Origin of the sequence: Jiella mangrovi (assembly GCF_017815135.1) — a bacterium.
Classification (GTDB): Bacteria; Pseudomonadota; Alphaproteobacteria; order Rhizobiales; family Rhizobiaceae; genus Jiella; species Jiella mangrovi.
Window position 1 is genome coordinate 468,065 of the sequence record NZ_JAGJCF010000002.1, and the last position, 23,069, is coordinate 491,133.

Sequence of the window (23,069 nt, forward strand, 5' to 3'; positions counted from 1 at the left end):
CCGCCTTGCTTGCGATTTTATTCACGAGCGCCAGCGGCCTGTCTGCTCCGTGATCTTTTGGCCGTACCGATCCAGACCGGGCCCAGGCAGGATAGGCCAGAACAGACCCGGAATGTCGAGGGGCATGTTGCGTTACAGCATGAAGATCTTGCCGGGGTTCATGATTCCCTTCGGATCGAGAGCATGCTTGATCGCCCGCATGAAATCGACGGTGTCGCCCAGTTCGGCCGAAAGATAGCCGCGCTTGCCCTGGCCGACGCCGTGCTCGCCGGTGCAGGTGCCGTCCATATCCACCGCGCGCGCCGCCAGCCGGGCCATGAAGGCCTCGGCCGCGTCGATCTCGCGGGTGTCCTCCATGTCGAGCAGGAGGGTGACGTGGAAGTTGCCGTCGCCGACATGGCCGATGATCGGGCCGATCAGGCCATTCGCTTCGAGATCGGCCTGGGTCTCGCCGATACAGTCGGCCAGCCGCGAGACGGGCACGCAAACGTCGGTGGCGATGGCGCGGCAGCCGGGCCGCAGGGCGACCGAAGCCCAGTACATGTCGTGCCGGACCTTCCAGAGCTTGCTGCGCTCTTCCGGCCGGGTCGATGCCTCCAGCGCGCCGCCGCCATTCTCTTCCGCCAGCATGCCGAAGGTCTCGGCCTGTTCTGCGACCGAGGCCGGCGAGCCGTGAAATTCCACGAAGAGCGAGGGCTGCGGCTTGAGGTCCAGCTTGGCATAGGCGTTGGCCGCCTCCATCGACTGGGCGTCGAGCAGCTCGATCCGCGCCACCGGAATGCCGGTCTGCACCGTCTGGATCACCGTATTGACCGCATCGCGGACGCTCGGGAACGGACAGACGCCGGACAGGATCGCCTCGGGAATGCCGTAGAGCTTCAGGTTCAGCTTGGTGATGATGCCGAGCGTTCCCTCAGATCCGACCAGGAGCCGGGTCATGTCGTAGCCCGCGGAGGTCTTCTTCGCCCGCCGCGCCGTGCGGATGATGCGGCCATCGGCCATGACGGCGGTCACCGCGATGACGTTGTCGCGCATCGTGCCGTATCTGACGGCGTTGGTGCCCGACGCCCGCGTCGATGCCATGCCGCCGAGGCTGGCATTGGCGCCGGGGTCGATCGGAAAGAACAGGCCGGTGTCGCGCAGATGCGCGTTCAGCGCCTCGCGGGTGACGCCGGGCTCGACGACGCAATCGAGGTCTTCGGCGTTGATGGCGAGCACCTTGTCCATGCGCGAGAGATCGAGCGAGATGCCGCCCAAAGGCGCGTTGACATGCCCCTCCAGCGAGGAACCGATCCCGAAGGGAATGATCGGCGTGTCGTTCGCCGCGCAGATGGCGACGACTCGCTGGACGTCCTCCTCGGTCTGCGCGAAGACCACCGCGTCCGGCGACTGGGTTGGCAGATAGGTCATGGTGTGGGCATGGGCCCGGCGCACGTCCTCGCCCGTGACGATTCGCTCGCCGAAAGCCTCCCTGAGGCTCGCCACCGCGGCGGAAGTGCCGGCTCGCGGAGCCCTCTTCTCCGCCAGAATGTCTCGAAGCGCCATGCCAGATGTCTCCTTTCAGGGCCGCGGCATCGCCCGTTCGGGCGAAATGGCGCGATGGCCGACCAGGGCGGACCATGCCCCTCGCAAGGGCAGCGACATCAAAGCCTTGCCGATCGGGCGCCGCGCCGCCATTTGATACCGCCGGTCTGCCACAAAGCCCACGGTCTGGCAAAGCGGGATCGCGCCGGGACGCGTTCGGGGCCCCGGGCAAAGCTGCGAAAACGCGCCGATTGACTTTGGCTGCGACCGCGCGAACTCAGGCGCTCTGGAAAAGGAGACTGCCGGCATGCCCGACACCATCCCCGCCCCGTTCCGCTCGCGGGAGCTCGCTGTCGAGGCCGGCTGGATCGACTATAACGGCCATCTCAATCTCGCTTATTACCACGTCCTCTTCGACCGCGGCATCGACGAACTCTTCGATGCCATCGGGCTTGGCGAGAGATACCGGGCACAGAGCGGCTTCACGACCTACACGGCCGAAGCCCATGTGCGATATCTCAAAGAGGTGCCGCCGGGCTCGACGGTGGTCGTGTCGAGCCGGATCGTCGGCCTCGACGCGAAGAGGCTGCATGTCTTTCAGGAGATGTTCCATGTCGACGGCTGGCTGGCCGCGACACTGGAAAGCCTCAGCCTGTCGATCGACCAGCGCGGCGAAAGCCCGAAGGTGGCGGCCTTTCCGGCAGAGACCTTCGAGCGTGTCAAAGCCGGTTTCGACGCTCACGCGGCATTGGCCCGCCCACAGGATCTCTACCGGCACATCCGGCCAATCGGCTGATCGTCCGTCAGGCCGCCCTTGCGGCGTCCTTCGGGTCTTTCCTCGGCATCTCGCGCATCTGGCGGGCGAGTTCCGAAAGCATCGCTTCCGCCGGCCGCGCCTGCGGCGTCTTGTCCGTGCCGATGCCGAGTTCGTCGAGGGTCTGAAGGACGATCGACTGTTCGAGGGCGCGCGCGTCCTTGGCCAGGCAATAGATCATGACGTGAAACTGCAGCTTGCCCAGTTCGCTGGTCGCGACCGAAACCTCGGTCTCCGGCCCGGCCGTATCGAAGCCGCCCTTGCGCGCGGCGAACTGATGGAACCGCGCGGCAAGCTCACGATCGACGGTGAGCGCGGCTTCCGCCGCAGCCTCGATCGCAGCGACGACGCGGCCCGGCGCGAGCGGATGTTCGAGCGTCAGCGTGAAGCGATGGGGCGCGTAGTGGCGGGGCTGCGCCTCGACCCGCACGATCCCGGTCAGAAGCACCGAATTCGGCAGCATGACCGTCCGCCCGGTTCCCGTCGCGCCGCGGCTGGCCGAGGGCAGCTCGGCGATGGTCGTGGAGAACAGGCCATGGTCGATCACCTCGCCATGAATGCCGCCAAGCTCGATCCGGTCGCCGACCTTGAAGAGATGGCCGCTCAGCCGCAGCATCGACCCCGCCGCGCACATGATGAGCTCCTTCGCCGCAACGACGAAGGCGACGAGAACGGCCGTCAGGGACAGGAGCATGTCCTGGATCTGGGAGAGCCAGATCACCAGGAGACCGATGGCGAAGACGACGTTGCAGATCGTGCGGATTGTGAATTTGCGACGGCGCACCATGGCGGGGTCGGAACGGCGCGACAAAACCCACTCGCCGACCATCCGGCAGGCAACGAGCGCGATGAAGAGCGCCAGCGTGACCGTGATGTTATCGGCGATCTGGGAGGGAATGAAGAAATGCAAGGCGAAAGCTCCCGCCACCATCGCGAGACTCCCCGGAGCGGGGTCTCTGGCGAAGGCTCGGCTTGGCTAGATCGGTTTGAACTTACCCGCATATGACGCCGATACGGTTAAGCGGAGCTTTACCGAATGTGGTCATTTGGAGGAGTTTTCGCGACAGGATCGATCGCCCTGGCGCCTCCGCCGAGCATCTATCCGGCGATCCGGTCTTCGCCAAACCGATTGCGAACACGCCGCCCTCCCGGCATTCGCCCGAAAGCCATCTGGCTCAGCCGCCGACATCGACGCTCGCATCACGAGCGGCAGCCACTTCGCCGTCACGCAGGACCTCGACGCGAAGCCTATAGACGCCTGACACCGGCGCGCGGCTGCGCCCGCCGAACTGCATCGACGCCGCCTTCGATCGCGGCAGCTGCTCGCTCGTCGTGTCGCTGAAGACCCGGCCATCGGGAGCGGTGATGACGATGCGGGTCTGGTCGCCGGCCTGAAGATTGGCGAACCAGCCCCATCCGACCGTCGCCCCGTCGCCCGCCTTCAGCTCAGGCGGCGGACCGCTTTCGACGAGGTCGTCATAGCTCGGAGGCGCACCCGCCAGTCCGATCGCCAGGATCGGCGCATCGGCATCTGCAAGCCATTGCCGGGCTTCCGCGCTCCAGAGCGACGCGGCCTGGTCGGTGGTAGGCGTGCAACCAGTGGAAAGCGACCGACCGGTCGCCGGATCGACGACCGTCCCGGCTTTTCGAAGCGTGATGTGGACATGGGGGAAGGCAGCAGCGCCCGAGGCGCCGACCAGGCCGACCGTATCGCCTTGTTGCAGCACATCGCCGGACCTGACGGCGATCGATCCCCGTTTCAAATGGCAGTACTGCGCCTCGAGGCCGGAGGAAAGCGCGATGACCAGCCCGTTGCCGCATTCACGCCCGGCGACCGCGGCGCGATCATCAGGCGTTTTGAGGAGACGATCGGCGAGGCCGTCGCGGGCGCGCAGGACCCTTCCCTCGCCAAGCGCCAGAACCTTCACCCCGCGCGTCACATCCGCCATCGAAAGAACGCGAATGTCGGTTCCGTCGTGGCCGTCATAGGTCTTGGTCCCGCAGAAGGGATCGGCGGCGCCGGGCCCGGGATCGAAATCGGGATATTGCTGGACGAAGCAGTCTCGCCCCGCATCGCAATCGAGCGGGATGCCGAGCTGCCCGGCCTCCTGCGCCGTGGCGCCAGACGCCCCGCCACCCAGCAAAAGACACGCGATCGCCGCCGTTCGAAACCGCATCATCCTTGCCAAGCCTTGTCGCAAATCCTATTCCCGCACGTCAGTCAGCCTTCATTCCAACTTACACGATCGAGACCATCATGGCATCGAAGACGCTCCTGCTCCTTCCCGGCGACGGCATCGGCACTGAAATCATGGTCGAGGTCGAAAAGCAGATTGCGATTCTGAACGACGTTTCGAACGCCGGGTTCGAGACCGAGAAAGCTCTCGTCGGCGGTTCCGCCTACGACGCGGAGGGCGCGCCGGTCTCGGATGCGACCATGACGCTCGCGCAGGCCGCCGATGCGGTTCTGTTCGGCTCGGTCGGCGGGCCGAAATGGGACGGCGTGCCTTACGACAAGCGGCCCGAGGCCGGGCTTCTGCGCCTGCGCAAGGAGATGGAGCTCTTCGCCAATCTGAGGCCCGCCATCTGCTATCCGGCGCTCGCCGACGCCTCGTCTTTGAAGCGCGAGATCATCGAGGGTCTCGACATCCTGATCCTGCGCGAGCTCACCGGCGGCGTCTATTTCGGCGAGCCCAAGGAGATCATCGATCTTCCCAACGGCCAGAAGCGGGCGATCGACACGCAGGTCTACGAGACCTACGAGATCGAGCGCATCGCAAGGGCTGCCTTCGATCTCGCCAAGACGCGGTCGGGCAAGGTCACCTCGATGGAAAAGCGCAATGTGATGAAGTCCGGCGTCTTCTGGAACGAGGTCGTCACGCGCATCCACAAGGACGAGTATCCGGAGATGACGCTGGAGCACGAACTCGCCGACGCCGGCGGAATGAAGCTCGTCAAGGCGCCCAAGCAGTTCGACGTCATCGTCACCGACAATCTCTTCGGCGACATGCTGTCGGACATCGCCGCGATGCTCACCGGCTCGCTCGGCATGCTGCCCTCGGCCTCCCTCGGCGCCGTGGATGCCAAGACCGGCAAGCGCAAGGCGCTCTATGAGCCGGTGCACGGCTCGGCGCCGGACATCGCCGGCACCGGCAAGGCCAATCCCCTCGCCATGATCGCCTCGCTCTCCATGGGCCTTCGCTATTCCTTCGAGATGATCAGGGAAGCCGACGCGCTGGAGGCCGCCATTGCCGAGACGCTGGAAGCCGGCATCCGCACCGTCGACGTCATGGCGCCGGGCTGCTCTGAAGTCGGCACCACCGGCATGGGCGACGCGGTGGCCGAGCGCTTTCGGGCGAAGCTTACCGCCTGACGCGATGTGATGCCAGACGGGCCTCGCCGACGACCATCGCCTGGTGGTGGAAGCCAGTGGAAGGGCGAAAGATGCAACACTATCGCCTTGTTCCGCTGGCCCTGCTTCTCGGCCTCGGCGTCAGCTGGTCCGTCCGGCTCCTGTCCATCAAGGCGACGGCGAGCGGGCAGCCGAGCGGCATCGACGTCGCTTTTGCGGCATCCTGGGGCATAGCGGCTCTGACGACCCTGCTGAATGCTGCAAGGTCAGGCCGGCTACCTGTCGGCGCTCCGCACCTGCGATTTTACGCTCTGTCCGGCGTCATCGGTTTCGGCCTGCCGTTCCTGCTTGAAATTCTCATCGCGCCGCATCTGCCTCCGGTCCTTTTCGTGGTGATCGCGACCAGCGTGCCGCTGTGGGCGCTGCTTTTCGCACTCGCCTTTCGCCTCGAAAGGCTGACCGTGGCGAGGGTCTCGGGAATCTTGATCGGCTTCGTGGCGACCCTCGTCGTGATCCTGTCCTCGGCGCCAGAGACCGAAGGGGAATCAATCGCCATCGAACCCACGTGGTTGCTGGCGTCGTTCTCAATTCCGGCGCTTTACGCCAGCTACATGCTCTATGTCGCGAAGATCTGGCCGACCGATCTCGACAATCTTCGCAGCGCCCAGGGTCAGGGCCTCGCCGCAGCCTTGTGTTTCACCGTCATCTGGTTGGTCACTGGGAGTGGAATGACGGGCGTGCTGGAGGTCGTTCGCAGCCCGGCCTTCGGGCTGATCATTCTATCCGAGGTGCTGGCGCTGCTCTGCCTGTTCCAGATCGCACGAACAATCGGCGGCGGCTATGCCACCCAGGCAAACTACATCGCCGTCATCTCCGGCACCCTCATCGGGATCGTCCTCTTCGACCAACCGCTCGTTCCGACCCTGGCCGTCGGCGTCGCTCTGCTCCTGGTGGGATTGCGCTTGACCGCTCCCCGCCCAGTGTGACCGCAAATCAAAACAGCTACAGCTCGGCTGCGATTTCGAATGCCGGAAACCTCAAACCCTCATGACCTATGACGCGATCATCCTCGGTGCCGGCGGTGCGGGCCTTCTCGCCGCAGCGACGGCCGGACAGGCCGGCGCCCGCGTCCTCGTCGTCGATCACGCCAGCGAGCCGGGCAAGAAGATCCTGATCTCCGGCGGCGGGCGCTGCAACTTCACCAATATGGGCATCGAGCCGGGCTGCTTCCTGTCGGAAAACCCGCACTTCGTGAAGTCCGCGCTGAAGCGCTACACCCAGTGGGATTTTCTCGGCCTCGTCGAAGCCCATGGCATCGCCTGGCATGAGAAGACCCTCGGCCAGCTGTTCTGCGACGGCTCGGCCCGGCAGATCGTCGAGATGCTGCTGGAGGAGTGCCGGCGGGGCGGCGTCGAGATCCGGCTGTCGACTCCGATCGGCGACATCCGCCATTTTGACGGGCAGTTCCGGGTCGGCCGGGACAGTGCGCCGAACCTCGTCATCGCAACAGGCGGCCCCTCGATCCCCAAAATGGGGGCGACCGGGAGAGCCTATGCCATCGCCGAACAGTTCGGCCTGAACGTCGTTCCGCCCCGGCCGGCTCTCGTGCCGCTGACACTCGGCGGCGAGGAACGATTGTTCAAGGAAATCTCCGGCGTCGCCTGCCCGGTCGTGGCGCGGGCCGGCGGTGCCTCCTTCGAAGAGGCGGCGCTTTTCACGCACAAGGGCCTGTCCGGCCCGGCAATCCTGCAGATCTCGTCCTACTGGTCGCCGGGCGAGGCAATCGCCCTCACCGTTCTTACCGATGCCGCCAGTCGTCTGCGCGCCGCCAAGCGCAAAATGCCTCGGGCGCATCTGAAGGCCGCGCTCGCCGAGCATCTGCCCAACCGCCTCGCCGAAGCTTTGGCCGAAAAGATCGGTCTCACCGCCGAACTCGGCAATCTTCCCGACGCCGTGCTCGATCAGGCGGGCGAGACGCTGACCCGCCTCACCTTCCGCCCGACCGGCACGGAAGGCTACGCCAAGGCGGAGGTGACCGCCGGCGGCATCGACACCGCCGAGCTCTCCTCCAAGACCATGGAAGCGCGCAAGCTGCCGGGCCTTTACGCCATCGGCGAGGCCGTCGACGTGACCGGCTGGCTGGGCGGCTACAATTTTCAATGGGCGTGGTCGTCCGGCGTCGCCGCCGGCCGGGCGATCGGGGCTGCGTCGAAACCGGCTTGAACGGCTGGCTGCCATTCGGTGCGCTTGCGATCACGATGGGGCGGGAACGACCTGACTTGCGCCGGCCGCTCCCCCGTCTGAAAAATGCTGCCTGACCGCGAGGGCGATGTCCTGGCGCGAAACAGTTTCGCGACGAATGTCGTGATGACAAGGCAAGACCCGTCGCGCTACCTTCGCTGCCATGAGCTTTCAGATCACATCGGAGCGCGGCCTTCCCAAGCGGCTCGGCGCGACATCGAGGAAACGCGGCGTCAATTTCGCCGTGACGTCCCACAATGCCGACCGCGTCGAGCTTTGCCTGTTCGACGAAAGCGGCACGCGGGAGGTTCAGCGCCTGCCCCTGCCCGGCGAAGAAAACGGGATCCGCTACGGCTTCGTGCCGGAGCTCAAGCCCGGCGCGCGCTACGGGCTACGGGCGCATGGCCCGTATGATCCGGCCGCCGGCCACCGCTTCGATCCCTCCAAGCTTCTCGTTGATCCTTACGCGCTGCGTCTCGACCGGCCCTTCGTCTACCACCCCTCGCTCGTCGCCCCTCGCGAACAGCGCCTCGACAGCGGCCCCTTCGTTCCGCGCGCGATCGTCATCGGCGATCCGGGCCGTGCCGGCGAACCCTTGCCCTTCGCCGCGCCGGGATTCATCTACGAGCTGCATGTCCGGGGCTTTTCCCAGCGTCATCCAGGCGTGCCCGACAGGCTCCGCGGTACGCTCGCGGCGCTGGCCGAGCCGGCGCTGCTCGATCACATCGAGGGTCTCGGCGTCGACACGGTCGAGCTGATGCCCGTCGCCGCATGGATCGACGAGCGGCACCTCAGCGAACTCGGCCTCACCAATGCCTGGGGCTACAACCCGATCACCCACATGGCGCTCGACCCGCGCCTTGCGCCGGGCGGGCTCGCCAACATGCGCCGGGTGGTCGAGGCATTTCACGCCCGCGGGATCCGTGTCCTCCTCGACGTCGTGTTCAACCACTCCGGCGAGGGCCCGGTCGAGGGGCCGACCCTTTCCTATCGCGGCCTCGACAATGCACTCTACTATCGCCACGCCGAGGATGGCTCGCTCATCAACGACACGGGCACCGGCAACACATTTGCCTGCGACCGCGAGCCGGTCATCCGGCTGATCCTCGATACGCTTCGCCACTACGTCAAGACGATGGGGATCGACGGCTTCCGCTACGATCTCGCCCCGGTCATGGGACGGGACGGCTCGGGATTTTCACCCGATGCGCCGCTGTTGAAGGCGATTGCCGAGGATCCGCTCCTGAAGGACCGGATCCATGTCGCCGAATCCTGGGATATCGGACCGGGCGGCTATCAGGTCGGCGCGTTTCCACAGCCCTTCTTCGAATGGCAGGACAAGTTCCGCGACGATGTCCGGCGGTTCTGGCGCGGCGATGAGGATCGCATCGGCGATCTCGCGACGCGGCTGGCGGGGTCCGAGGATATCTTCGGCGGCAAGGGCCGCCGCCCCTCCACCGGCGTCAACATGATCGCGCCCCATGACGGCTTCGCCCTCGCCGACATCACCATGTACGAGGCCAAGCACAACGAGGCCAACGGCGAAGAGAACCGCGACGGCCACGGCGAGAACTTCAGCTGGAACAACGGCGCCGAGGGCGCCAGCGACGATCCGGCGGTAATCGAGGCGCGCGGGCGCGACATCCGCGCCTTGCTGGCGACGCTGTTCGTCTCGCGCGGCAGCCTGATGATCGTCGCCGGCGACGAGATCGGCCGGACCCAGCATGGCAACAACAACGCCTATTGCCAGGACAACGAGACGCTGTGGCTCGACTGGGCAAGCGCCGACGAAACGCTGTCGGGCTTCGTCGCCGCGCTGGCGAAGCTTCGGCGCGAAGAGCCGGCCCTGTCGGCAGACCGGTTCCTCACCGGCGGCATCGTGGAAGACGGCGAGATCGAGGATGTCGTCTGGCTGACGGAGGCCGCAACGCCGATGAGCGAGGCCGAGTGGCACGATCCCTCGCGCCGGCTGCTCGGTATGAGCCTCTACGCGCCGAGCCGGCCGCAATTGAAGGGAAGCCAGCGGGCGATCGTCTATCTGAATGCGGGACGCGGCGCGGTCGATGTCTCACTGCCGCCGCCGCGAGCAGGCCATGGCTTTCGGCTGGCCCTTCGCTCGGACGAGCCGCAGGCGCCGCCCCGGGACTTCGGCGCCGGAGAAACGTTGGAAATGGCCGGACGAGCGGTATTCGTACTGATCGAGAGGCCGGCGGACTGATCATCGGCCGATCCTGAGCCGCCCGGGGAACTTCTGTCTCGACCCGCAGGGACTTGCCGGGCAAGACAGGGGCTTGCCCGGCAAGACGTCGCATCGTAGCACAGAAGCGTACCACCCGATGTCGCGTCAGGTCGTCCCGCGGTCTGCCTCGCGGCCTGAAGCGCCCGACCCCGTCATTTCGCTTCAAAGTTTTGGGCGCTTTTCCGCCCCGCCTCCCATGCAAACCATTCTCGCCATCATCGTCCCGATCTTCAGCCTGATCGCGCTCGGCTACGCCGCCGCGCGCACGGGCCTCCTCTCGGCAGCGGTCGGCGAAGGGCTCGCGCGCTTCGTCTTCGTCATCGCCGTGCCGGCGCTCCTGTTCCGCACCCTGGCGACGATGAGTTTCGGCAACGCCAATCCTCTCGTGTTGTGGCTTGCCTATTTCGGCGGCGTCGCGATCGCCTGGACGCTCGGCACCCTCGCCATCCGCAAGATCGCCGGCGCCGACCATCGCACGGGCGTCATCGCTGGCATCTCCTCGAGCTTCGCCAACACCGTCTTCGTCGCCATCCCCACCCTGCAGCGGGCGTTTGGTGACGCAGGCCTCGAACCGCTCCTGATCATCATCTCGATCCACCTGCCGGTCATGATGATCGCCTCGACCCTGCTCGTCGAACGCGCCGCCTCGCTCGACGCCGCCGTCGGAGCGGACGTCGTACGCGAGCCGATCCCGCTCAGCCGGCTGATGCGGCGCCTGTCGGTCAATCTCGCCACCAACCCGATCGTCGTCGGCATCGTCTTGGGGCTATGCTGGCGCGCATTTGCCCTGCCGCTCGAAGGCCCGCTCGACGAAGTGACGCGGCTTCTCGGCGGCACGGCCGGTGGCCTTGCCCTCTTCGCGCTCGGCATGTCGTTGACACGCTACGGCCTGCGCGGCGATCTCGTTTCTTCCTCGCTCATCACCGTCCTGTCGCTGGTCGTGATGCCCTTCGTCGTCTGGCTGTTCGCCAGGGAAGCCGGGCTGCCGCCGCTCTGGCTGAAGGGCGCCGTCCTGACCGCCGCGGCACCGGCCGGCATCAACGCCTATCTTCTGGCGACCTATTTCAAGGCCGGCGAAAAGCTCGCGGCGACCACCATCATGATCTCGACCATCGCCTCGGTGGTGACGCTCAGCCTGTGGCTGAAATTCCTCGGGGTCTGAGCCCGGATCAGGCGGGCGGGCGCCCCGGCAGTCCGACCATCCGGCGAATGTCCTCCGCCGTCATCCCCGCCTCGCGGAGCGACCGCAGCGAGGTATCCTGCGCGCTCTTGGACAGCTTGCGTCCGTCGTCGCCGAGAATCAGCTCGTGGTGATGATAGCGCGGGTCCGGCAGGCCCAGCAGCGCCTGCAGCAGACGATGGATGCTCGTCGCATAGAACAGGTCGCGCCCGCGCACGACGTCGCTCACATTCTGGATCGCGTCGTCGACGACGACCGACAGGTGATAGCTCGTCGGGATGTCCATCCGGCCGAGAACGACGTCGCCCCATTCCAGCGGCCGCGCGACGATGGTGCCGCTCTCGCCGAGGGGCGAGGCGCCATGCTCCTCCCATGTCAGCGCCGGCACCATCTCGATCGCCCGCTCCACGTCGAGACGCCAGGCGAAGCGCTCGCCCTCGCTCATCCGGCGCTCGCGCTCCTGCGAACTGGCGTGCCGATCAAGCCCGGGATAGAGCGGCGCGCCATCGGGATCGCGCGGCCAGGGCTTGCCCTCGTCCTCCTCGTATCGCTCGACATAGGCCTTGATCTCGCCGCGCGTCATGAAACCCGGATAGACGAGGTCTTCCGCCGCCAGTGCTTCGAGCGCCGCGGCATAGTCGTGCATATGGGCCGACTGGCGGCGCGGTGGCTCGTCCCATTCGATGCCGAGAAAGCCGAGATCCTCTTCCACCTGTCGCTCGAAGGCCGGCGTGCAGCGTGCAGTATCGATGTCCTCGTGGCGCAAGAGAAATGTGCCGCCTGACGACCGCGCGAGGTCGTGATTGACCATCGCCGAATAGGCGTGACCGAGATGAAGCTCGCCATTGGGGCTTGGCGCGAAGCGGAAGACGGCGGCGTTGCATGACATGGTCGGCATTGTCCTCGTCGGAACGGACGGCCCGGTGCCGAATGCTCGCCGTTCCGGTTGATCATTGTCGTCGATTGCGGCGGTGAAGGAAGCGAATCTGCCTGTGGCTCATCGGGGTGTCGGGGCCGTGCTATTGTTCGAATGCGAGGGGAAAATGACGCGGGGCGGAAGCGCATGATTCGAACAGACGCGGACGTCCTCGAAGCGCTTGAGGCGCTGAGCGAACAGGACCACCGGCTGGCGCCGGTGCTCCGGACAGCCGGCACGGTGCCGCTGCGCCGGTCCCGCTCGGGGCTCGAAGGGCTGATCGCGATCGTGGTCGCCCAGCAGGTTTCGAAGGCCAGCGCCGATGCGATCTTCTCACGTCTTTCAAGCAGCGTCGATCTGACCAGGGCCGAGGCGATTCTGGCCGCCGATGAGGCGGTGTTTCGGACCGCGGGCCTGTCGCGGCCCAAGCATGAGACCGTGCGCGCCATCGCGGAGGCCATCGCCGCGGGCAAGGTCGATCTGCCGCGCTGCGAAGCGGCGACGGCCGAAGCGGCGATTGCCGAACTCGTCGCCGTCCGTGGCATCGGCCCGTGGACGGCCGAATGCTATCTCCTGTTCTGCGCCGGCCATCGCGACGTGTTTCCCTGCGGCGATCTCGCATTGCAGGCCGCCGTCGGTCACGCGCTCGGCCACGAAACCCGGCCGACGGCCAGGCAGCTCGGCGATATTGCCCTCGCCTGGCAGCCGCATCGATCGGTCGCAGCAAGGCTGTTCTGGGCCTATTACAGCGCTATCCACAGGAGGGAGATCGTCCCCGCCGCCGAAGCGAAGACGCCCGGCGCCAAGCAGGTTTCCAGGCAAAAAACGGAGCCGGCCCCGCCCGGACAGCGTCGCCGATCCGCCAAGCCCCTGTCATGACTGGCTTAAGGCTTCACAAAGGCGACATGATAGAGCACGATAGTCCCAGCCGACGCAGGCAACTCTTATGAAGGCGTCAGCCGAAGGAGAATGCGGTGACGATTGCGGTAAGTCAGGACTTATCCCCCACCCTCGTCCTCAACGCCGATTTCCGGCCGCTGAGCTACTATCCGCTTTCGCTCTGGTCCTGGCAGGACGCGATAAAGGCGGTTTTCCTCGACCGGGTGACGATCCTGGCGGAATACGACCGGGCGGTGCGAAGTCCGACCTTCTCAATGCGCCTTCCCTCCGTCGTCTGCCTCAAGACCTACGTCAAACCCGCCCGACACCCCGCCTTCACCCGGTTCAACGTCTTTCTCCGCGACAGATTCCAGTGCCAGTACTGCGGCTCGCCCCATGAACTGACATTCGACCACGTCATTCCCCGCTCCAAGGGGGGCCTCACCACCTGGGAAAACGTCGTCGCCGCCTGCTCTCCCTGCAATCTGAAGAAAGGCGGCCTGATGCCGAAGGCCGCCGGCATGATCCCGCACCAGACGCCCTATCAGCCGTCGGTCCACGATCTCCACAACAACGGCCGCCTGTTCCCGCCGAATTTTCTGCACGAAAGCTGGCTCGACTATCTCTACTGGGATTCCGAACTCGATCCGGAGTGAGCGAAACCGAAATGCGCCCAGCGAAATGGCGAGAACGGTTCTCGGAGGTCGAGGGAACGAGCGCTCGAGAAAATGTGGTGCGGGTGGTCGGACTCGAACCGACACTCTGTCACCAGAAACGGATTTTGAGTCCGTCGCGTCTACCGGTTCCGCCACACCCGCATGAGGATTCGGCACGTCGATGTGCCGCGATCCGTGACGACCACGGCGTCTCAATGGCACATGGCCGGCCTCTGCGTAAAGATGGCCCGGATCGATAATGCCGCCGGTTCTTGGATTTTTCGCGCCGCCTCATGACGGGTCCTCGCCTGCCCTTTCACCCTTCGGGATTGCCATTGCCGGCACTTCCGCCTAATCGCAGTGGCTCAACCGTCCTTCCCAATTGAAGTCGCCAGAGCCCGGACCGACCCATCCCCATGCTGCGCCGCCTCTACGACTGGGTCATGTCGCTCGCCGCGACCCGCCATGCCGAGCGAGCCCTGGCCGCCATCGCATTTATCGAGAGTTCGGTCTTTCCGATCCCCCCGGATGCGCTGATCATTCCGATGGTGATCGCCGAGCGGCGGAAATGGGTGCGAATCGCACTGATCTCGACCATCGGCTCGGTGCTCGGCGCGTTTCTCGGCTATGCGATCGGTGCCCTGTTCTTCGACGTGATCGGCCGGCCGATCCTCGATTTCTACGGCAAGGCCGAGGCCTTCGACGAACTCACCGCGCGCTACAATGCATGGGGCGGATGGGCCGTTCTCTTCGCGGCCTTGACGCCTTTTCCCTACAAGGTGATCACGATTTTCTCCGGCGTCTCCGGGCTCAATCTCGTCGTCTTCACCCTCGTGTCGATCGTCGGACGCGGCGCCCGGTTTTTTCTGATCGCCTTTCTGCTCAATCGTTACGGCGCGCCGATCCAGGGCTTCATCGAGAAGAATCTCGGTCTTCTCTTCACCCTGTTCACGATCCTCCTGATCGGCGGTTTCGTCGCGGTCCGTTATCTCTTCTGAGGCATCGACAATGGCAGTTTCAGAGCTTTTCCGCCGGCCGACCGGCTTCCGTCAGGTGCTGGCCTCGGGTTTTCTCCTCGCCGGCATGGCAATCACGGTCGGCGCGGCCCTCCTGTTCCAGTATGTCGGCGGCTACATCCCCTGCGCGCTCTGCCTGACCGAGCGGATCCCCTACTATGTCGCCGTGCCGGTGGCCCTTGTCGCCTTCGTCGCCGCGGCCGGACGGGCGCCGGCGCCGCTGACGCGGGGGCTGATCCTTCTCATCGGCCTCATCATGCTGGTTTCGCTGGCGCTCGGCGTCTATCACGCCGGTGTCGAATGGCATTTCTGGCCGGGACCGAGCGGCTGCGCGCAGGTCGGTGGCGGCGATCTGTCCTCGGGCGATCTCCTCGCCGACATCGACGCCATCAAGCCGCCCTCCTGCGATGCCGCGGCGGGCCGGTTTCTCGGCCTGTCCTTCGCCGGCTGGAACGCTGTCGTTTCGGCGTTGTTCGCAGCCATCGCCCTCCGCTCGGCTTTCGCCAAGGCCGACCGCTTCGCCTGAAGCGGCCCCGCCGGGCTCACACGGCGGCGACCTTTCGCCCCCGTTTGGCGAATGCGGCAGCGGCCGCCGCCGCATAGCCGCCCATGGCGCCATCGACGAAATGGACATGATCGGAGCGGCTCGCCGCCGGCACGAAGCAGGTCATCAGCGCCGCCTCCTGCCGGTGGAGGCCGGCATGGACGATCCCGTCCGCCTCCGCCTTGCCGACGCGCTCTGAAATCTCCGCCGCAGCCTGTGGCGAGCAGTCTAGGGTCAGCCTCAGGCCGTCGTCGAACTTGCGAAAATCGGTGTTGCGCACGAGTTCGGCGCGATAGCGGGCCGGCTCGAAATCACCGACCTTCATGCCGGTCACGAAGGTGAGGTGAGCGAGCAGGGAGCGGATGGCGACCGCGATGGTCGAAAGCCACAGCGGCCGCCCGGACCGCGCCGCCGCGGTGCGGGCCTCCAGCATCAGCCCCGGCGTCGGCCAGCTTTGTCGCGGCCCCGTTTCCGGCACCGGCCGGCCGGTATCCGCGCCGCTCGTCGCGAGCGCCAGGATGTCGGCGGCAACGGCAGAAAATCGTGACGGGGCGACGCCTTCGACGGGCAGCACGATGAGTGAGAGAATGACGCCATGGCGCGCCCCAATCGGCGAGAACCGGCAGGACAGCCCTGTGAGGTCGGGCCGCGCCGCCTCGCCCGTCGCAGGCTCGACGGCAAACTCGCCCGCCTTCATCCGCGCCTCGGCAAAAGCCAGCCCGCCACCGGAAAACATCGTATAGGCAACGTCCGGTGACGCCGCGAACCGGGCCACCGCGACGTCGTGGCCGCGCGCACGGATCTCGGCAACCGACAGCATCGCCGCGCGCAGCCGGAAGCCGAAGGCGTCCCGCGCCCAGCCGGCGACTGCGGCGAGCGCCGAACGGCATAGCCCGGCATATTGCGGCGGCAGCGCGAAGCTCGCCCCGTCGCCGCCGAACACGAAGGGAAAGTCGCGCTCGACAAGCTGGTTGGCGACGGAGGCGATCACGGCGGCCGCGACGGTGTTCACCGCCTTGTAGAGCCCCTTCTCGATGGCGATCGTCGAGCCTTCGATATCCGCAAGCCCCACCACCCAGTCGTCCGGGAGCCGGTGGTAGACGGAGGGATCGGCAAGCCGGGCGAAATCGGTTTCCACCGGCAAGGCTTCGAAAAAGGCGAGCGAGGCCCCCGATGCCCGCAGGTCATCCCCGGTCGTCATCGCGCTCCAGCCCGTCCTGCCATGCAACACCCTCCCCCGGCCCGATCTCGGTGTCAGCCCGACCCATCGCCGGCGCCCGATTCCGCATCAGACGTCATCGCGCGTCGACGGTCCTTTAGCTACGACCGTTCCGACCGGCTGGGACTTTACGTTTGCGTGATCTCGGTGAGGACGCAGCGCGCCGCGCTTTCCGGCGTCACTCGCCGGCGTCACTTGCCGGCGTCGGCGAGCTTCTGCTTGCGGGTCTTCGGCTTCAGCCGGCGGAAGGCCGCGTCGAGGCCCGTCAGCGGCTTGACGATCGAGAACAGGCGATCGACCGAGCGGTTGGTGCCTTCCTGACGGGCGGCGAGCACCTCGGTCGCGACGAGCGCCACCTCGCGCGGATCGATGTCGGGAAATCGCCGGGCGATCATGTCGAGCGGCGTCGTTGAGCGCGTTCCCGCCGTCTTCAGGCGCCCCGATCGCGCAAGCAGCCGCAGGACGATCTGCTCGAAGGTCCAGTCGTGATCGTGAAAGAGCTTCCAGCGATCGGAACGCTCGGCGGAAAAGCCGGCGAGAACGAGCTCCACCCCCGGACAGGCTTCCGACATCCAGACCGCCAGCGCAAACCCCGTCGTCGGAGCATAGTCGTCCGGATAAAAGCCGGCGAAGTGATCGGAAAGATCGATGTGGCCGACGGGCCTGTCGCCGAAGTCGCGCCCCTCGCTCAATCTCTCGGCGGCGATCGCCTTGAGGTTCAGGATGCCGTGGAAGCCGGGGCGGCCGAAGTATCCGCAGACGGTCTCGATCTCGCGGCGATGGACGATATTCGCCCCGGCCGGGCTCGAGCGCGCGACGAGAAGGCTCGGCCCGTCGAAGGGCTCGCTCAGGACCTTGTAGACCTTGTTGAAGAAGACGAAGAGAACGCGGCCGCGAAAGCGCGCGCGCAGGGCCGGGACATCCGAAGCGTCGCTGTTGGCGACGAAGACGACGGTCTCGAACGCCGAAAAGAAGCTGGTCCAGCCGGCGGCATCCTGCGGCAGCGCTTGCGTCGGTTCCAACATCGATGGTCCTCAAATGCCTCGCCGGCCCCCGCATATCACGGCAGCCGGCGGAAAAAGCGAGCGTTGCCGCCGGACCGTTTCACGCCCCTCCGGCACCAGTCCGAAACGAAGCCCGGCAGGCACGATGCGAAGGTTTCAGGCGTTCGAGCGCCCCTGGCGCGTCCGGATCGACGCGCGGCGCCTCCGCTCTTCTCAGCCGCGTTGCTGGACGAAGAGCGTGCGCTCGCGGGCGGCGAACCACTCGTCGGCGTAGTCACAGTCCTTGTAGTCGTCGAAATAGGGCCCGCCATCGGTGTAATGGACGTTCTTGGCGTCGGCATTGTATTCATATTCGTTGACCAGCCAGTTCCACTCGCGTGGCAGCTCGCCGATGAGATCGTCGTTCTCCAGCCACTTGAACTGGTGAAGCTGAAGGCCCGTGGCGGTGTTGACGTAGTCGGGCGTCAGCGCGCGGCACTTGGCATTGTTGAACAGGATGACGCTCGACCAGTTCTTCTTCTCGTATTTGGTCTGGGTCTGGCCGAGGAACTTCGTCTCGACCTTCGGCACATAGTCGTGCTTGACGCACATGGCCGCATAACGATCGTCGCGCAGCTTCCACAGTTCGGCGATGTCGGTGCGCATCAGCATGTCGCAATCCATGAACAGGCTCCAGCCTTCGAACTTCGAAAGCGCCGGGACAAGGAAGCGGGAGAAGGAAAACTCGGTCGACTGCAGGTTATTACGCTCGCGCGTGAAGGTGCCTTCGAGATTCGTCAGGACGAGCGGCGCAAACTCCACCGGCATCGAGGATTTCTCCAGAATGCTCTGCGAGAGGACGTGATAGGCAACGGCCTCCTTGGTGTCGAAGCCGATGAAGACGCGAGCGGTATCGATGGACATTTGCGTGTTTTCCCTTTTCCGTTTGAGCATGCACTAGCAAGAAGAGCAGGCGACTTGAAGCCCGGCTTAGCAAAGGGCTGCCCTTAGGATGTGGCGCCGCCGGGGCGTTGCGTGACGAATGATTTCAAGACCCGAAAAACTCGATGCACCCTGGCGCCAAATCGACCATCCTCGATGGCTCCCGGTTTTTTTTGCTGCTAGGCCTTCTTGCCGCCAGAGGTAACGATACGCCGTCGAGATTGCACGAGAGCCGAGAATGAACCAGTCCCCCCCGGTCGTCATAAAAAAGAAGCGCCATTCGTTTCTTTTCCGGTGGCGGATCGAACGCGTGATCGACCGGATCGTGCGCAAAGAGACGTCCCATGCCGCTGAATTCGAGGCCTTCCGACGCACCGTACAAGGATCGCTTCCCTCCCGCTCCGGCCCGCCCATCCTGCACGCGGCCTGCAATGAGCTCTACTACTGGGAGTTCGCCCGGACGTTTCTGCGCTCGATTGAATCGATCGGTGCGCCCGAGCGCTTTCACCTGCATCTTTGCGAGCCATCGAGCGACGCTTTGCGCGACGTCGAAGTGCTGGCCGCCTCGCTTCCCAGTATCGATCTAACCTGGACATGGGACCAGGGAGAGAATGCCACCTTGCCAGTCTATCCGACCATCTACTACGCCGCAGTGCGCTTCCTGATCGCGCCAATAATCATCGAGGCCAGCAACTCGACCGTGCTCTGCCTCGACATCGACGGTATCGCTCGCCGTTCGATTACGGCAGGCTTCGAGGAACTGGCGGGAAGCGAGGATGTCCGCCTGATCAAGCGGCCGGGTCAAAAGTCGGTCCGGCGTGTTCTGGCGAGTGCGCTGTCGATCCGGCCGACAAAGGCAGGCAGGCGTTTTGCCGATCGTCTCGGCCGGTCGATCGCGACCATCCTGAAGATGCGCCCGCGCTATCATATCGACCAGATTGCCATCGTTCGGATCGTGGAGGCTATGGAAGCCAAAGGAGAGCTTGAGACCGCACAGATGCCGCTGAGTTTTGCCGACCACGAATTTGACGATGATTCCATCATCTGGACGGCGAAAAGCTGGCAGCGCAAGAACTCCGAAGCTTTTATAAACGCCAAAGGTGCGGTAAACGGCGCCTTTGCAGAGAAGTGACGTCCTTTCACGATGCCTCAGCCAGATCTTTCCGAATTCGTCGCCACCCACAAGAGGTGGCTGAAGCCGCTGGGCATTCTGGAAAAACCCTGGTTGGTCCTTGGCTCTGCCCCCGACCCGACGGTCCCAACGGAATTGTTGGGCAGCCATGCGCGTATTGACGTCAACAATGCCGGACGCACGGCACAGACGATGGGTCTTGGCCGCGCCGATTTAACGGTGCGCGCGAAGAAGAAGTCTTGGGAGGAGCATCCCCATACGGATACGAGGCTTCTGCTATGGATTCATACGGTCCCTGGACCGCTGCTTCCACTGCTGCTGATCGGCAAGCCCTATGATCACATCGGCAAAGTCCGCCCACTGCGTCGTCGCGATCGCGAACAGATCGTGCTCGAAGTCAGCGGCATCTCACTCGAATCGATCGGCGATCTTGGCAAGGTCACCAACGGCGTTGCGATTGCCTGCTATGGCCTCCTGCTGGGTGTTCCGAAAGTCGTCTTGGCTGGTGTGTCATTGTCGAAGGTCGGGCACTCTTACGACCAACTCGGTCGTCGGCGTCGACAAGTGCAAGAAGACCGTGCCGTTCTCACCGCACTTGCAGGCAACCCTCGACTGGCAACGAGCGAGGCGGACCTTGCCGCGGATGTCGGGATCTCATTACAGGACGGTTGATCCCTACAAAACGACGGGCGTCCACCGCCAGCGTCGATTTCTACCAGCTGCAAGAATCAAAGCTCCCATTGCTATGAAGTGAACAATGAAAATCATTAATTCCCTGCCCGCTCTCTTCGGAGGTCTCGACGCCTTAAAGGTCTCTCCCGCATTCAGGCATACAGTTCGATCAAACCAGAAGTGGCTTGATGCTCACGGGTTGAGCGGCCGCCCCTGGTTCATTCTAGGCTCCGCGCCGAAGCCGAGCATGCCCGAAGATCTCCCTGCGGACACCGTTCACGCCTATGTCAAATTTGCCGGGCGAAGCGCAAGACAGCACGGTTTTCCGGACGCAGACGTGACTCTCGCGACTTCCTTCGACAAGGCACGCTGGAGCGACCTGAACGTTTCTCTGGTCCTGCGGGTCCGCAACAAGTCATCCTGGAAGGTTCTTTTGACGCGTCTTGCCAGCAAGCAATCGGACCAGGAATGCGACTTGTTGAGCCACGAAAGAGACGATTACGTTCTCGAAGCCATGAAGTCCCGCTTCCGGGGCGTCGGAGAGCATTTGCGGCCTTCGAGCGCGCTCTCGATGATTGCCTTCGCGATCGTGCATGAGATTCCCGAGATCGTCATTGCCGGCATGTCCCTCGACCAGACCGGGCACGAATACAATGATCTCAATATGGAGCGCAAACACGGTCCGGAGGATCGCGACGCATTGCGTGCCGTCGCCGCACTGCATCCCCATGTCAAGACGACGGAACCCAGCCTTTCGCAAGCGACCGGCTTACCGCTCTATCGTGCGGCCGCCGGGGACTGATTGCGCAAGCGACGAGGCCAGATCCCGTAGGTGAGATGAAAACCGCTGCACCGGGAAACAACAGAATCTGATCCGATGAAAGCCGCTATAGCTTTCGCGCCAGAACGATCCGGCTCGCCAAGAAGGTCGATCGCTTCCAGGGAGCCAAATGTGCGCCGAAAACGTTCTAGACCGAGCGGATGTCCTGCATAAATCCGCGCTGTACCAGATCCATCGAGCCCTCGAAGCGAATAGAGCCGGCATGACGAAAATCGGTCTCGGGCCCGAAGTCCTCACTGCCGACGATTGCCTTGTAGAATTTCGCACCGCCGGCATGCATGCCCCGATCGATGACGGATTTGAAGTCCTCTACCGCGCCCGCGGGGTATTTGTGATGCAGAAGCAGAGCGGTGACAGGGGCGTGGTTTCGCCACAAGGGCAGTGGCCCGTGATGAGTCCCCCCCGAAAACCGTGTCCAGCGATCACCATAGAGCAGCGGAAACTTGCTGAGGCGCATATCTGTCCCGAACAAACGCCTGCGCGGCCCGCCTCGCACTGCCGTGCCGAGATGCTCCTCGGCGATTTCATAGCCGGCCCCGTCGAAGAGCGGCGAGGTATCGTATGGCATCTGCGTCACATCAGATGAAACGCTGCCGATGGGGCCATCGGGATAGATATCGATCATCGGAGCATGGCAACGCTTGAGATTCCGCGCTTCCAGGTCCGCGATAAAGTTGATGAGGCTGCGGTTTTCGAAACCCGGATAGATCAGGTATTCGTCGCTGTCGACGCTGACATACCACCGCCCGCGACCGTAGTGGCGGAGCAGCATGTCTCTCCAGATCAGGCCACCCGCGCTCCGCCGGAAGTCGGCCGATGACAGGAAGACGTCGACGTCGTCCTGAGCCTTGAGAAATTCCAAAGAACCGTCATCGGACCCGTCATCGACAAATCCGAATCTGGCAATCCCCAAAGCCCGGTAATGGGACAAAAAAGAGGGCAGAAGCTTTGCGGCGTTCCGCTCCACACAGAGAAGCACAACGCCGTCTGGCGTGAGTGTCCGTTCCGCGGATTTCACCAACTGAAGGTCCGTGGGCTTGAAGGACTTTGCCTTTTTCGCCCGTTTCCACGTACGCCGTGTAACGCTCAGCCGAGCCCGAAAGCCCCTGAGCTTTCCGATCTGCCCCCAATCCGTGGCGTTTCGAAGGGGATACTCCATTTCGCTAACCAACCATGATCCGAATCAAACAGGCGAGACATCGAGCTGGCCTGTCGTATTTAGGGCAGCGATACTGGAACAGAAAAGGCGCCCCTCGCATCCGAGAGACGCCTTTTCGCCCGAAGAATGTTCAGGCTTACTCGACGATCGCCGCGACGATGCCGGCGCCGACGGTGCGGCCGCCTTCACGGATGGCGAAGCGCAGGCGCTCTTCCATCGCGATCGGCACGATCAGCGTGACGTCCATGGTCACGTTGTCGCCCGGCATCACCATCTCGGTGCCCTCGGGCAGCGTGCAAACGCCGGTCACGTCCGTCGTGCGGAAGTAGAACTGCGGGCGGTAGTTGGTGAAGAACGGGGTGTGGCGACCGCCCTCTTCCTTGGTCAGGATGTAGGCCTCGGCCTTGAACTTGGTGTGCGGCTTCACCGAACCCGGCTTGCACAGCACCTGGCCACGCTCCACGCCCTCGCGGTCGACGCCGCGGATCAGCGCGCCGATATTGTCGCCGGCCTGGCCCTGGTCGAGCAGCTTGCGGAACATCTCGACGCCCGTGACCGTGGTCTTGCGGGTGTCGCGGATGCCGACGATCTCAACTTCCTCGCCGACCTTGACGATGCCGCGCTCGACGCGGCCGGTGACGACCGTGCCGCGGCCCGAGATCGAGAACACGTCCTCGATCGGCATCAGGAAGGGCTGGTCGACCGGACGCTCGGGCGTCGGGATATAGGCGTCGACTTCCTTCATCAGCGCGCGGACGGC

The 23,069-nt window shown here is 64.6% G+C and carries 22 protein-coding genes and 1 tRNA gene; 13 read left to right on the plus strand and 10 right to left on the minus strand.

Annotated elements, in window-relative coordinates; translation table 11 throughout:
• Window positions 1–132 precede the first annotated feature (132 nt).
• Window positions 133–1,545, minus strand: a complete 1,413-nt coding sequence (locus tag J6595_RS05065) for an FAD-binding oxidoreductase (RefSeq protein ID WP_209593341.1) — start codon at window positions 1,543–1,545, stop codon at window positions 133–135.
• Between the two features lie 286 nt (window positions 1,546–1,831).
• Here J6595_RS05065 and J6595_RS05070 point away from each other — a divergent pair, with 286 nt between their 5' ends.
• Complete coding sequence (locus J6595_RS05070; protein WP_209593342.1) at window positions 1,832–2,320, plus strand: thioesterase family protein; 489 nt, start codon at window positions 1,832–1,834, stop codon at window positions 2,318–2,320.
• Between the two features lie 7 nt (window positions 2,321–2,327).
• Here the strand turns inward: J6595_RS05070 and J6595_RS05075 are convergent, their stop codons facing one another.
• Window positions 2,328–3,269, minus strand: coding sequence for a mechanosensitive ion channel family protein (locus J6595_RS05075; RefSeq protein WP_209593343.1), 942 nt, complete (start codon window positions 3,267–3,269; stop codon window positions 2,328–2,330).
• 244 nt (window positions 3,270–3,513) lie between these two features.
• The gene (locus J6595_RS05080; protein ID WP_209593344.1) at window positions 3,514–4,518 is read right to left on the minus strand and encodes a M23 family metallopeptidase; all 1,005 of its coding nucleotides are present in this window, start codon (window positions 4,516–4,518) and stop codon (window positions 3,514–3,516) included.
• A gap of 77 nt (window positions 4,519–4,595) precedes the next feature.
• Here J6595_RS05080 and leuB point away from each other — a divergent pair, with 77 nt between their 5' ends.
• The 5 genes from leuB (at window position 4,596) to J6595_RS05105 (ending at window position 11,332) form a co-directional block, all read left to right on the plus strand.
• The gene (leuB, locus tag J6595_RS05085) at window positions 4,596–5,711 is read left to right on the plus strand and encodes a 3-isopropylmalate dehydrogenase (RefSeq protein WP_209593345.1); all 1,116 of its coding nucleotides are present in this window, start codon (window positions 4,596–4,598) and stop codon (window positions 5,709–5,711) included.
• Window positions 5,712–5,782: 71 nt separating this feature from the next.
• Window positions 5,783–6,676: a DMT family transporter gene (locus J6595_RS05090; protein ID WP_209593346.1), complete on the plus strand. Its 894-nt coding sequence runs from the start codon at window positions 5,783–5,785 to the stop codon at window positions 6,674–6,676.
• Between the two features lie 61 nt (window positions 6,677–6,737).
• Window positions 6,738–7,913 (plus strand): BaiN/RdsA family NAD(P)/FAD-dependent oxidoreductase, encoded by a 1,176-nt coding sequence (locus tag J6595_RS05095; protein WP_209593347.1) that lies wholly within the window; start codon window positions 6,738–6,740, stop codon window positions 7,911–7,913.
• Window positions 7,914–8,094: 181 nt separating this feature from the next.
• On the plus strand, window positions 8,095–10,149 hold the full coding sequence (glgX, locus tag J6595_RS05100) for a glycogen debranching protein GlgX (RefSeq protein ID WP_209593348.1): 2,055 nt from the start codon (window positions 8,095–8,097) through the stop codon (window positions 10,147–10,149).
• Window positions 10,150–10,366: 217 nt separating this feature from the next.
• Window positions 10,367–11,332, plus strand: a complete 966-nt coding sequence (locus J6595_RS05105; protein WP_209593349.1) for an AEC family transporter — start codon at window positions 10,367–10,369, stop codon at window positions 11,330–11,332.
• 7 nt (window positions 11,333–11,339) lie between these two features.
• Here the strand turns inward: J6595_RS05105 and gluQRS are convergent, their stop codons facing one another.
• Window positions 11,340–12,239 carry a tRNA glutamyl-Q(34) synthetase GluQRS gene (gene gluQRS, locus J6595_RS05110; protein ID WP_209593350.1) on the minus strand — a complete coding sequence of 300 codons (900 nt, stop codon included), beginning with the start codon at window positions 12,237–12,239 and terminating at the stop codon, window positions 11,340–11,342.
• A gap of 141 nt (window positions 12,240–12,380) precedes the next feature.
• Here gluQRS and J6595_RS05115 point away from each other — a divergent pair, with 141 nt between their 5' ends.
• Window positions 12,381–13,145, plus strand: coding sequence for a DNA-3-methyladenine glycosylase family protein (locus J6595_RS05115; protein WP_209593351.1), 765 nt, complete (start codon window positions 12,381–12,383; stop codon window positions 13,143–13,145).
• Window positions 13,146–13,240: 95 nt separating this feature from the next.
• Window positions 13,241–13,801, plus strand: coding sequence for an HNH endonuclease (locus J6595_RS05120; RefSeq protein WP_209593352.1), 561 nt, complete (start codon window positions 13,241–13,243; stop codon window positions 13,799–13,801).
• Between the two features lie 75 nt (window positions 13,802–13,876).
• Here the strand turns inward: J6595_RS05120 and J6595_RS05125 are convergent.
• Window positions 13,877–13,963 (minus strand) — tRNA-Leu (locus J6595_RS05125).
• A 254-nt stretch (window positions 13,964–14,217) separates the two neighbouring features.
• Here J6595_RS05125 and J6595_RS05130 point away from each other — a divergent pair.
• Entirely contained in the window at window positions 14,218–14,799 is a 582-nt protein-coding gene (locus tag J6595_RS05130) for a YqaA family protein (protein ID WP_209593353.1), read from the plus strand.
• A 10-nt stretch (window positions 14,800–14,809) separates the two neighbouring features.
• Window positions 14,810–15,343, plus strand: a complete 534-nt coding sequence (locus tag J6595_RS05135; RefSeq protein ID WP_209593354.1) for a disulfide bond formation protein B — start codon at window positions 14,810–14,812, stop codon at window positions 15,341–15,343.
• Window positions 15,344–15,359: 16 nt separating this feature from the next.
• Here J6595_RS05135 and J6595_RS05140 read toward each other — a convergent pair whose 3' ends face one another.
• The 3 genes from J6595_RS05140 to J6595_RS05150 all read right to left on the minus strand — a co-directional run bounded on the left by J6595_RS05140 (window position 15,360) and on the right by J6595_RS05150 (window position 18,487).
• Complete coding sequence (locus J6595_RS05140; RefSeq protein WP_209593355.1) at window positions 15,360–16,562, minus strand: DUF3095 domain-containing protein; 1,203 nt, start codon at window positions 16,560–16,562, stop codon at window positions 15,360–15,362.
• Window positions 16,563–16,771: 209 nt separating this feature from the next.
• Window positions 16,772–17,605, minus strand: coding sequence for a 3-deoxy-manno-octulosonate cytidylyltransferase (locus tag J6595_RS05145; protein ID WP_209593356.1), 834 nt, complete (start codon window positions 17,603–17,605; stop codon window positions 16,772–16,774).
• Between the two features lie 192 nt (window positions 17,606–17,797).
• The gene (locus tag J6595_RS05150) at window positions 17,798–18,487 is read right to left on the minus strand and encodes a glycosyltransferase family protein (protein WP_209593357.1); all 690 of its coding nucleotides are present in this window, start codon (window positions 18,485–18,487) and stop codon (window positions 17,798–17,800) included.
• Window positions 18,488–18,743: 256 nt separating this feature from the next.
• Here J6595_RS05150 and J6595_RS05155 point away from each other — a divergent pair, with 256 nt between their 5' ends.
• The 3 genes from J6595_RS05155 to J6595_RS05165 all read left to right on the plus strand — a co-directional run bounded on the left by J6595_RS05155 (window position 18,744) and on the right by J6595_RS05165 (window position 21,111).
• The gene (locus J6595_RS05155) at window positions 18,744–19,637 is read left to right on the plus strand and encodes a hypothetical protein (protein ID WP_209593358.1); all 894 of its coding nucleotides are present in this window, start codon (window positions 18,744–18,746) and stop codon (window positions 19,635–19,637) included.
• 12 nt (window positions 19,638–19,649) lie between these two features.
• Window positions 19,650–20,309 carry a hypothetical protein gene (locus J6595_RS05160; protein WP_209593359.1) on the plus strand — a complete coding sequence of 220 codons (660 nt, stop codon included), beginning with the start codon at window positions 19,650–19,652 and terminating at the stop codon, window positions 20,307–20,309.
• A gap of 247 nt (window positions 20,310–20,556) precedes the next feature.
• Window positions 20,557–21,111 carry a hypothetical protein gene (locus J6595_RS05165; RefSeq protein ID WP_209593360.1) on the plus strand — a complete coding sequence of 185 codons (555 nt, stop codon included), beginning with the start codon at window positions 20,557–20,559 and terminating at the stop codon, window positions 21,109–21,111.
• A 166-nt stretch (window positions 21,112–21,277) separates the two neighbouring features.
• On the opposite strand, the gene J6595_RS05170 is transcribed toward J6595_RS05165, so the two are convergent.
• Window positions 21,278–22,168: a glycosyltransferase family 2 protein gene (locus J6595_RS05170; protein WP_342453094.1), complete on the minus strand. Its 891-nt coding sequence runs from the start codon at window positions 22,166–22,168 to the stop codon at window positions 21,278–21,280.
• 277 nt (window positions 22,169–22,445) lie between these two features.
• Window positions 22,446–23,069, minus strand: a 624-nt coding sequence (locus J6595_RS05175) for an EF-Tu C-terminal domain-related protein (RefSeq protein WP_245197615.1), incomplete at its 5' end; no start/stop codon positions are given.

Coding starts and splice junctions, on each gene's coding strand:
- J6595_RS05065 (WP_209593341.1), bottom strand. CDS start 1,545: ATGGCGCTTCGAGACATTCTGGCGGAGAAGAGGGCTCCGCGAGCCGGC.
- J6595_RS05070 (WP_209593342.1), top strand. CDS start 1,832: ATGCCCGACACCATCCCCGCCCCGTTCCGCTCGCGGGAGCTCGCTGTC.
- J6595_RS05075 (WP_209593343.1), bottom strand. CDS start 3,269: ATGGTGGCGGGAGCTTTCGCCTTGCATTTCTTCATTCCCTCCCAGATC.
- J6595_RS05080 (WP_209593344.1), bottom strand. CDS start 4,518: ATGATGCGGTTTCGAACGGCGGCGATCGCGTGTCTTTTGCTGGGTGGC.
- leuB (WP_209593345.1), top strand. CDS start 4,596: ATGGCATCGAAGACGCTCCTGCTCCTTCCCGGCGACGGCATCGGCACT.
- J6595_RS05090 (WP_209593346.1), top strand. CDS start 5,783: ATGCAACACTATCGCCTTGTTCCGCTGGCCCTGCTTCTCGGCCTCGGC.
- J6595_RS05095 (WP_209593347.1), top strand. CDS start 6,738: ATGACCTATGACGCGATCATCCTCGGTGCCGGCGGTGCGGGCCTTCTC.
- glgX (WP_209593348.1), top strand. CDS start 8,095: ATGAGCTTTCAGATCACATCGGAGCGCGGCCTTCCCAAGCGGCTCGGC.
- J6595_RS05105 (WP_209593349.1), top strand. CDS start 10,367: ATGCAAACCATTCTCGCCATCATCGTCCCGATCTTCAGCCTGATCGCG.
- gluQRS (WP_209593350.1), bottom strand. CDS start 12,239: ATGTCATGCAACGCCGCCGTCTTCCGCTTCGCGCCAAGCCCCAATGGC.
- J6595_RS05115 (WP_209593351.1), top strand. CDS start 12,381: ATGCGAGGGGAAAATGACGCGGGGCGGAAGCGCATGATTCGAACAGAC.
- J6595_RS05130 (WP_209593353.1), top strand. CDS start 14,218: ATGCTGCGCCGCCTCTACGACTGGGTCATGTCGCTCGCCGCGACCCGC.
- J6595_RS05135 (WP_209593354.1), top strand. CDS start 14,810: ATGGCAGTTTCAGAGCTTTTCCGCCGGCCGACCGGCTTCCGTCAGGTG.
- J6595_RS05140 (WP_209593355.1), bottom strand. CDS start 16,562: ATGACGACCGGGGATGACCTGCGGGCATCGGGGGCCTCGCTCGCCTTT.
- J6595_RS05145 (WP_209593356.1), bottom strand. CDS start 17,605: ATGTTGGAACCGACGCAAGCGCTGCCGCAGGATGCCGCCGGCTGGACC.
- J6595_RS05150 (WP_209593357.1), bottom strand. CDS start 18,487: ATGTCCATCGATACCGCTCGCGTCTTCATCGGCTTCGACACCAAGGAG.
- J6595_RS05155 (WP_209593358.1), top strand. CDS start 18,744: ATGAACCAGTCCCCCCCGGTCGTCATAAAAAAGAAGCGCCATTCGTTT.
- J6595_RS05160 (WP_209593359.1), top strand. CDS start 19,650: ATGCCTCAGCCAGATCTTTCCGAATTCGTCGCCACCCACAAGAGGTGG.
- J6595_RS05165 (WP_209593360.1), top strand. CDS start 20,557: ATGCCCGAAGATCTCCCTGCGGACACCGTTCACGCCTATGTCAAATTT.